The following is a 7,006-nucleotide window of genomic DNA, read 5'->3' on the forward strand; positions in this document are numbered from 1 at the left end:
CATTAGCTAATCGTTACCTGCGATGACCTGGCACACAGCTCTGCCAGTCCGACCCCCGTGACCGGGGAAATGACACCCTCCTCGGTGACGATCGCCGTGATCAATTCCGGCGGCGTGATGTCGAAGGCCGGGTTGTACGCCGGGGCTCCGAGGGGTGCGACGACCATCCCGCCTCCTCCGTCGGCCGCTACACCATTCGGCGATGTGAGCTCCGTCACTTCTTGCCCGGAACGCTGCTCGACGATGATCGATGTGCCGCCCGGGGTCTCCAAATCCACGGTCGTCGTCGGCGCCACCACGATGAAGGGAACGTGGTGGTACTTCGCGAGCACGGCCAACGGATAGCTCCCCACCTTGTTGGCCACCGAGCCGTCCGCGGCGATGCGGTCCGCACCGATGAGCACGGCATCCACCTCCCCGGCGGCGAACAGCGAGCCCGCCGCATTGTCCGTGAGCAGGCTGTACGCCAACCCGTTGCGCGCCGCCTCGTACGCGGTCAGCCGCGCCCCCTGGAGCAGCGGCCGCGTCTCGTCCACCCACAGCCGCCGCAGCCGCCCCTGCCGGTGCACCCTCAACGCCACCGCGAAGGCCGTCCCCTCGCCTCCGGAGACCAGTGCCCCGGTGTTGCAATGGGTGAGCAGCTGGTGCCCGCCGCCCGGTAGCAGCTCGTCCAGCAACGCCACCCCGTACTCCGCCATACGCCTGCTGGCCTGCGCGTCCTCCCGGTGCAGCGCCCTCGCTTCGGACAGCGCCGCCGCGGCAGCGGCCACCTCACCGCCGCCCTTCTCGGCGACCGTCCAGTAGGCCTGGGCCACCCGTCGCACCCCGTAGCCGAGGTTCACCGCGGTGGGCCGCGCCCGCTCCAGCAGACCGGCGGCCTCCGCCACGTCGTAGCCCCGCGCCGCCGCGAGCGCCACCCCGTACCCCCCGGCGATCCCGAGCAGCGGAGCCCCTCGCACCGCCAGCGTCCGGATCGCGCGCACCAGCGCGGGCACATCGGTGCACACCAGCTCGACCTCCTCGGCGGGCAGCCGAGTCTGGTCGAGGAGCACCAGCACGGGGCCTTCGGGAGGTTCGTCCCAGCGAAGTACGGGAAGCGCGGGAGGCTCGATGCCCGCCGGCGATTGCGCGTCCTGATCAGCCATCTGCCCAGTCTGCCCGGTGAGCCGCCCACAAATGAAGGTGCGCAGGAGATAGAGCGGCTGATCCCTAGCGGGCCGTCGCGTGGCACGATGGCTGCCAACCTGCCGCCCCGATGAGCGGTCAGGACGGTGAAGGAGCGAGAATGAACGACTCTCCGGGCTGGGCTTCGCCCGGATCTGCCCCCTCCGACGGCAAGGAGACGGCGATTCCCCGCCCCTCCGACCCCCAGGACGGAAGCGGCCCGACGGGACAGTGGTCCCCCGAGCAACCGCCTGCCGGGCAGTGGTCCCCACCGAGCACCCCCGGCAGCGGCCCCGGCGCACCGCCGCCCGCCTCCGGATGGGGAGGCGGCCCCCAGCGACAGGGCTGGGCAGGACCGCCGCCCGCCGCGAAGCCCGGCGTCATCCCGCTGCGCCCCCTGAACCTCGGGGAGATCCTGGACGGCTCCGTCTCCGCGCTCCGCGCGCACTGGCGCACCGCGCTCGGCTTCAGCCTCGCGGTCTCCGTGATCGCCCAGATCGCCATCATCCTCCTGCAGCGCTACCTCCTGCCGGAACCGACCACCGTCGACCCGAACGCCACCGGTGCCGAAGCCATCCGACAGGCCTCCGAGTCCGCCCGGTCGACCCTGTTCTCCCTCGCCCCGGCCACTCTCATCACGATGATCGCGACACTCTTCACGGCGTCCGTCGTGACCGTGGTGATCAGCCGCTCGGTACTGGGCCGCCCCACCTCGCTCGCCGACGCCTGGGCCGAGGCCCGCCCTCGGATCCTCCCGCTGCTCGGACTGACCGTGCTGCTGGCCCTGCTCATGGTCGTGATCATGACCATCGGTATCGGCCCCGGCCTGCTGCTGGGCTCCGGGGCCGGTGCTGCGCTCGCCGTCCTCGGCTTCGCCGCCGCCTGCATCGTGGTGCTCTGGCTGCACGTCAGCTTCGCCCTCTCCGCCCCCGCCCTGATGCTGGAACGCCAGAGCATCGTCGCCGCACTGCGCAGGTCCGCCAAGCTCGTCCGCGGCGCCTGGTGGCGCACCTTCGGAATCCTGGCCCTGACCTGGCTGATGACCTTCCTGATGGCCTTCCTCATCTCCATCCCGTTCGGCGTCATCGCGGTGATCGCCGACGGAACCGCCCTCAGTGAGCTCTTCAGCAGCAACCCCCCATCCGTCGGCTGGCCCTTCCTGATCGTCTCGGGCATCGGTGAAGTGATCATCTCGACGCTGGTCTACCCGTTCATCGCAGGCGTGATGGCCCTGCTCTACATGGACCAGCGCATCCGCCGCGAAGCACTCGACCTCGACCTCGCACGGGCCGCGGGCCTGCCCGGCTACGACGTCGACAACCCCAGGAGCTGATGCGGTGTCGGGGGCGGGGGGCACCACAGCAGCACGGTCGGGCACCGGAGCGGGCGACATACCCGTGGACACTCCACGGGTGCCCGCCCGGGAGGCAGCCGAGAGCGAGCTGTCCAAACCGATGTACCACGAGAACGACCCGAACTTCCTCCAGCGCGCCCTGAACCAGTTCTGGGACTGGGTCTCCGGCCTGTTCGACGCCGCCGCGGGCGCCGCCCCCGGTGGCCCGGCGGGCCTCGTGATCCTGATCGTCATCGTCATCGGCCTGGCCGCCGCCCTCTGGTGGCGGCTCGGCACCCCGAAGCGCACCTCCCGCGCCTCGGACGCCCTCTTCGACAGCGACGGCCCCCGCAGCGCGACCCAGCACCGCGCCGCCGCCGAGGCACACGCCGCAGCCCTGCGCTGGACCGAAGCCGTGCAGGAACGCATGCGCGCCATCGTCCGCTCCCTGGAGGAACGAGCCCTGCTCGACCCGCGCCCGGGCCGCACCGCGGACGAAGCCGCAGCCGAGGCAGGGCGTACTCTGCCCGAACACACCGCCCGGCTCCGGGCCGCCGCCCGGAACTTCGACGACGTCACATACGGCGGCCGCACGGCGGACCAGTCGGCATATCTGTCCCTGCGCGCCCTCGACCTCGAACTCGACGAGGCCAAGCCCTTGCTGCCCGGCACCGCCCGAGGAGCCACCGGATGACCCCGGCGACCACCCCTTCCCCCACCTCGACAGCGCCCACCGGGCACCAGGTCTGGGCCCGGGCCAGAGGCTTCCTGATCGTCGTCCTCGTCCTCGTCATCGCCGGCATCTCCTTCGCCGCCGTACGCTCCGGCGGGAACCACGGACAGCTCGACCCGCGCTCCACAGACCCCAAGGGCAGCCGAGCCGTGGCCGAACTCCTCAAGGCGCGCGGCATATCCGTCACCGTCGCCACCACCCTCGACGAAGCGACCGGCGCCACAGGCCCCGACACCACTCTGCTCGTCGCAGGCCCCAACCTCCTCACGCCCACGCAGCAACACCGCCTGACCGAGGCCACGTCCGCCTCCGCCGGACGCACCCTCCTGATCGCCCCCGGCGTACGCGCGGTCTCCCGCCTGGCCCCCGGCGTACGCGCCGAGCCCCACCGCGCGGTGAGCGCCCTCGCCCCTGCGTGCGACCTGCCCACCGCTCGCAGGGCAGGCACAGCGGACATGGGCGGCATCCGCTACACGACGCGGAACACCACAGCCATCGCCTGCTATCCGAGCGACGGTCACCCCAGCCTGGTCGTACTCCCGGACGGGCAGGACGGCGACACGGTCGTCCTCGGCTCCCCCGACTTCCTCCACAACGAGCGCCTCGACCAGCAGGGCAACGCCTCGCTCGCTCTCCAACTCCTCGGATCCCGACCGCATCTCGTCTGGTACCTCCCCTCTCTGGCTGATCCTTCGGCCACGGCCGACGACGGCGCTTCCGGTGACAGGGACGGGGAACAGGCGCGAGAAGACACAGGCAGCGAGAGCAACTTCCTCGACCTCATCCCCTCCGGCTGGCTGTGGGGAACCCTGCAGCTCTTCCTCGCCGCAGTCCTCGCCGCCGTCTGGCGAGCCCGCCGCCTCGGCCCCCTGGTGACGGAACGACTGCCCGTAGCCATCCGCGCGTCCGAATCCACCGAAGGCCGCGCCCTCCTCTACCGCAAGGCCAACGCCCGCGACCGAGCCGCCGAAGCCTTCCGATCCGCCTCCCGCGCCCGCATCGCTTCCCTCATCGGTGTGCCCGCCCGTGACGCCCACACCTCCGTAGTCCTCCTCCCTGCCGTGTCCGCACGCATCCCCGACCCGGACCACGACTTCAGCACCCTGCTCTTCGGTCCGGCTCCGGCCACCGACGCGGCCCTTGTCCTCCTTGCCGATCAACTCGACGCCCTCGAAAGAGAGGTACGCACTTCATGAGCGCCCCGACCCCCGAGCCGACCGAGCCCCGGGTGGCCCCCACCGGCCCCATGGCTCCCGCGGAACCGGAGCCGTCCGACAGCGCCCGCGCGTCCCTCGAAGCCCTCCGCTCCGAGATCGCGAAGGCGGTCGTCGGCCAGGACCCCGCAGTTACCGGACTCGTTGTGGCACTGCTCTGCCGAGGTCACGTGCTGCTCGAAGGCGTGCCCGGCGTCGCCAAGACCCTCCTGGTGCGTGCGCTAGCCGCCTCCCTCGAACTCGACACCAAGCGCGTCCAGTTCACTCCCGACCTGATGCCGAGCGATGTCACGGGCTCATTGGTCTATGACGCACGCACCGCCGAGTTCTCCTTCCAGCCGGGACCCGTCTTCACTCACCTGCTGCTCGCCGACGAGATCAACCGCACCCCTCCCAAGACCCAGTCGTCCCTCCTGGAGGCCATGGAGGAACGCCAGGTCACCGTCGACGGAACACCCCGGCCGCTGCCGGACCCCTTCCTTGTCGCCGCGACCCAGAACCCCGTCGAGTACGAAGGCACCTATCCTCTGCCCGAGGCCCAACTGGACCGGTTCCTGCTCAAGCTGACGGTGCCTCTCCCCTCGCGGCAGGACGAGATCGACGTGCTCACCCGTCATGCAGACGGCTTCAACCCTCGCGACCTGAAGGCCGCCGGGATACGGCCGGTCGCCGGTCCCGCGGACCTGGAAGCCGCACGAGAAGCCGTCGCGAAGACGACCGTCTCCCCCGAGATCGCCGGTTACGTCGTGGATATCTGCCGTGCCACGCGCGATTCCCCCTCACTCGCCCTCGGCGTCTCCCCCCGAGGTGCCACCGCACTGCTGTCGACCGCCCGCGCCTGGGCCTGGCTCACCGGCCGGGACTACGTCATCCCGGACGATGTGAAGGCCCTCGCGCTCCCCACGCTCCGTCATCGCATCCACCTGCGGCCCGAGGCTGAGATGGAGGGAGTCACTACCGACTCCGTCATCACCTCGGTGCTCGCTCACGTCCCCGTACCCCGATGAGGCTGTGACCATGGCCCTCACCGGACGTACCGCACTGCTTGCCGCTCTGGGGTCACTCCCCGTAGGCATCCTCGCCCCGAGCTGGATGGGCATGGTCGCGGTCAACGCACCGCTCTCACTAGCGATTCTGTGCGACTACGCCCTGGCAGCACCAGTGCGAACGCTCCGATTCACCCGATCCGGTGACACATCCGTTCGACTCGGCGACGCGGCCGAGGTGCAACTCACCGTGACCAACAGCTCGCGACGACGCCTCCGCGCCCAGCTGCGGGACGCCTGGCCCCCCAGCAGCTGGCCCACGGGCACCGATCGCACCGCTTCCCGTCACACGCTCACGGTCCCCGCTGGGGAACAGCGCCGCCTGACCACCGTTCTGCGTCCCACGCGTCGCGGCGACCGCCAGGCCGAACGCATCACGGTCCGCTCGTACGGCCCGCTGGGCCTAGCCGCACGCCAGGGCCATCACCGAGCCCCGTGGACCGTACGGGTCCTGCCACCGTTCACCAGCCGCAAGCACCTGCCGTCCAGGCTGGCCCGGCTGCGGGAACTCGACGGTCGCACCAGCGTTCTGACACGTGGTGAGGGCACAGAGTTCGACAGCCTCCGGGCCTACGTACCCGGGGACGACACCCGGTCCATCGACTGGCGGGCCACCGCGCGCCAGTCCGCCGTCGCAGTGCGAACCTGGCGTCCCGAACGCGACCGCCACATCCTGGTCGTCCTCGACACCGGGCGCACATCCGCAGGCCGGGTGGGCGACGCTCCCCGGCTCGACGCCGCGATGGACGCCACCCTCCTGCTCACCGCACTCGCGACCCGAGCAGGTGACCGTGTGAACCTCCTCGCCTACGACCGCCGCGTCCGAGCCCGGGTGCAGGGCCGTACCGCCGCGGGCGACGTCCTGGCGACCGTAGTCAACTCCCTGGCAACCTTGGAGCCGGAGCTCGTCGAAACGGACTCCCGAGGCCTCAGCACCGCAGCCCTCACGGATGCCCCCCGCGGCTCCCTGATCGTGCTCCTGACGACGCTGGAGGCCGCCCCCATCGAGGAGGGCCTCCTCCCTGTGCTGCCCCAGCTCACCCAGCGCCACACGGTCCTCCTGGCCGCGGTGTCCGACCCCCGGGTCGAGGAGATGGCGGAAGGCCGGGGAACAGTGGAGGCCGTGTACGAAGCCGCCGCCGCACGTCAGGCCCAGGCCGACCGCCGGCGCACGGCGGACAGGCTCCGGCGCCACGGCGTGACGGTCGTGGATGCCACTCCGGACAGTCTTGCTCCCGCACTTGCCGACGCCTATCTGGCGCTGAAGTCCGCAGGGCGTCTCTAGAACATTCGGAAAACCGTCGCGCTGCTGCGTGGCGTGGCCTCCGCCTCCCGCTCCCAGACGAGAGAGGGAGGCGGAGGGAGTTCACGGGCCCAGGGGCAGCATTACCCTCCCTGGAACGCAGAAAAGCCCCGTGCCACAAGGCACGGGGCTTTCCCGGAAAAATTGTTCGGCGGCGTCCTACTCTCCCACAGGGTCCCCCCTGCAGTACCATCGGCGCTGAAAGGCTTAGCT

6 protein-coding genes are annotated in these 7,006 nt (G+C 70.9%); 5 read left to right on the top strand and 1 reads right to left on the bottom strand.

The window, feature by feature from the left end; translation table 11 throughout:
- Nucleotides 1-2: 2 nt before the first annotated feature.
- Nucleotides 3-1,145, bottom strand: a complete 1,143-nt coding sequence (mtnA, locus tag CIB93_RS25815; RefSeq protein WP_096630224.1) for an S-methyl-5-thioribose-1-phosphate isomerase — start codon at nt 1,143-1,145, stop codon at nt 3-5.
- A gap of 140 nt (nt 1,146-1,285) precedes the next feature.
- Between mtnA and CIB93_RS25820 the strand changes: the two genes are divergently transcribed.
- From CIB93_RS25820 to CIB93_RS25840, 5 genes are read left to right on the top strand one after another with little or no spacing between them, the layout of a single operon-like run.
- Complete coding sequence (locus tag CIB93_RS25820; RefSeq protein WP_096630226.1) at nt 1,286-2,497, top strand: hypothetical protein; 1,212 nt, start codon at nt 1,286-1,288, stop codon at nt 2,495-2,497.
- A 4-nt stretch (nt 2,498-2,501) separates the two neighbouring features.
- Nucleotides 2,502-3,191: a DUF4129 domain-containing protein gene (locus CIB93_RS25825; protein WP_096630227.1), complete on the top strand. Its 690-nt coding sequence runs from the start codon at nt 2,502-2,504 to the stop codon at nt 3,189-3,191.
- Nucleotides 3,188-4,426, top strand: a complete 1,239-nt coding sequence (locus tag CIB93_RS25830) for a DUF4350 domain-containing protein (protein ID WP_096630229.1) — start codon at nt 3,188-3,190, stop codon at nt 4,424-4,426. Before CIB93_RS25825 ends, CIB93_RS25830 begins: the two co-directional genes overlap by 4 nt.
- Complete coding sequence (locus CIB93_RS25835) at nt 4,423-5,451, top strand: AAA family ATPase (protein ID WP_373558805.1); 1,029 nt, start codon at nt 4,423-4,425, stop codon at nt 5,449-5,451. Before CIB93_RS25830 ends, CIB93_RS25835 begins: the two co-directional genes overlap by 4 nt.
- 10 nt (nt 5,452-5,461) lie before the next feature.
- Complete coding sequence (locus CIB93_RS25840) at nt 5,462-6,775, top strand: DUF58 domain-containing protein (protein ID WP_096630230.1); 1,314 nt, start codon at nt 5,462-5,464, stop codon at nt 6,773-6,775.
- Nucleotides 6,776-7,006 lie beyond the last annotated feature (231 nt).

It is taken from the genome of Streptomyces sp. WZ.A104 (genome assembly GCF_002382885.1).
GTDB lineage: Bacteria > Actinomycetota > Actinomycetes > Streptomycetales > Streptomycetaceae > Streptomyces.

Excerpts from the sequence above, each read along its gene's own strand:
- CIB93_RS25835 (WP_373558805.1), top strand. The coding sequence starts at position 4,423 with ATGAGCGCCCCGACCCCCGAGCCGACCGAGCCCCGGGTGGCCCCCACC.
- mtnA (WP_096630224.1), bottom strand. The coding sequence starts at position 1,145 with ATGGCTGATCAGGACGCGCAATCGCCGGCGGGCATCGAGCCTCCCGCG.
- CIB93_RS25840 (WP_096630230.1), top strand. The coding sequence starts at position 5,462 with ATGGCCCTCACCGGACGTACCGCACTGCTTGCCGCTCTGGGGTCACTC.
- CIB93_RS25830 (WP_096630229.1), top strand. The coding sequence starts at position 3,188 with ATGACCCCGGCGACCACCCCTTCCCCCACCTCGACAGCGCCCACCGGG.
- CIB93_RS25820 (WP_096630226.1), top strand. The coding sequence starts at position 1,286 with ATGAACGACTCTCCGGGCTGGGCTTCGCCCGGATCTGCCCCCTCCGAC.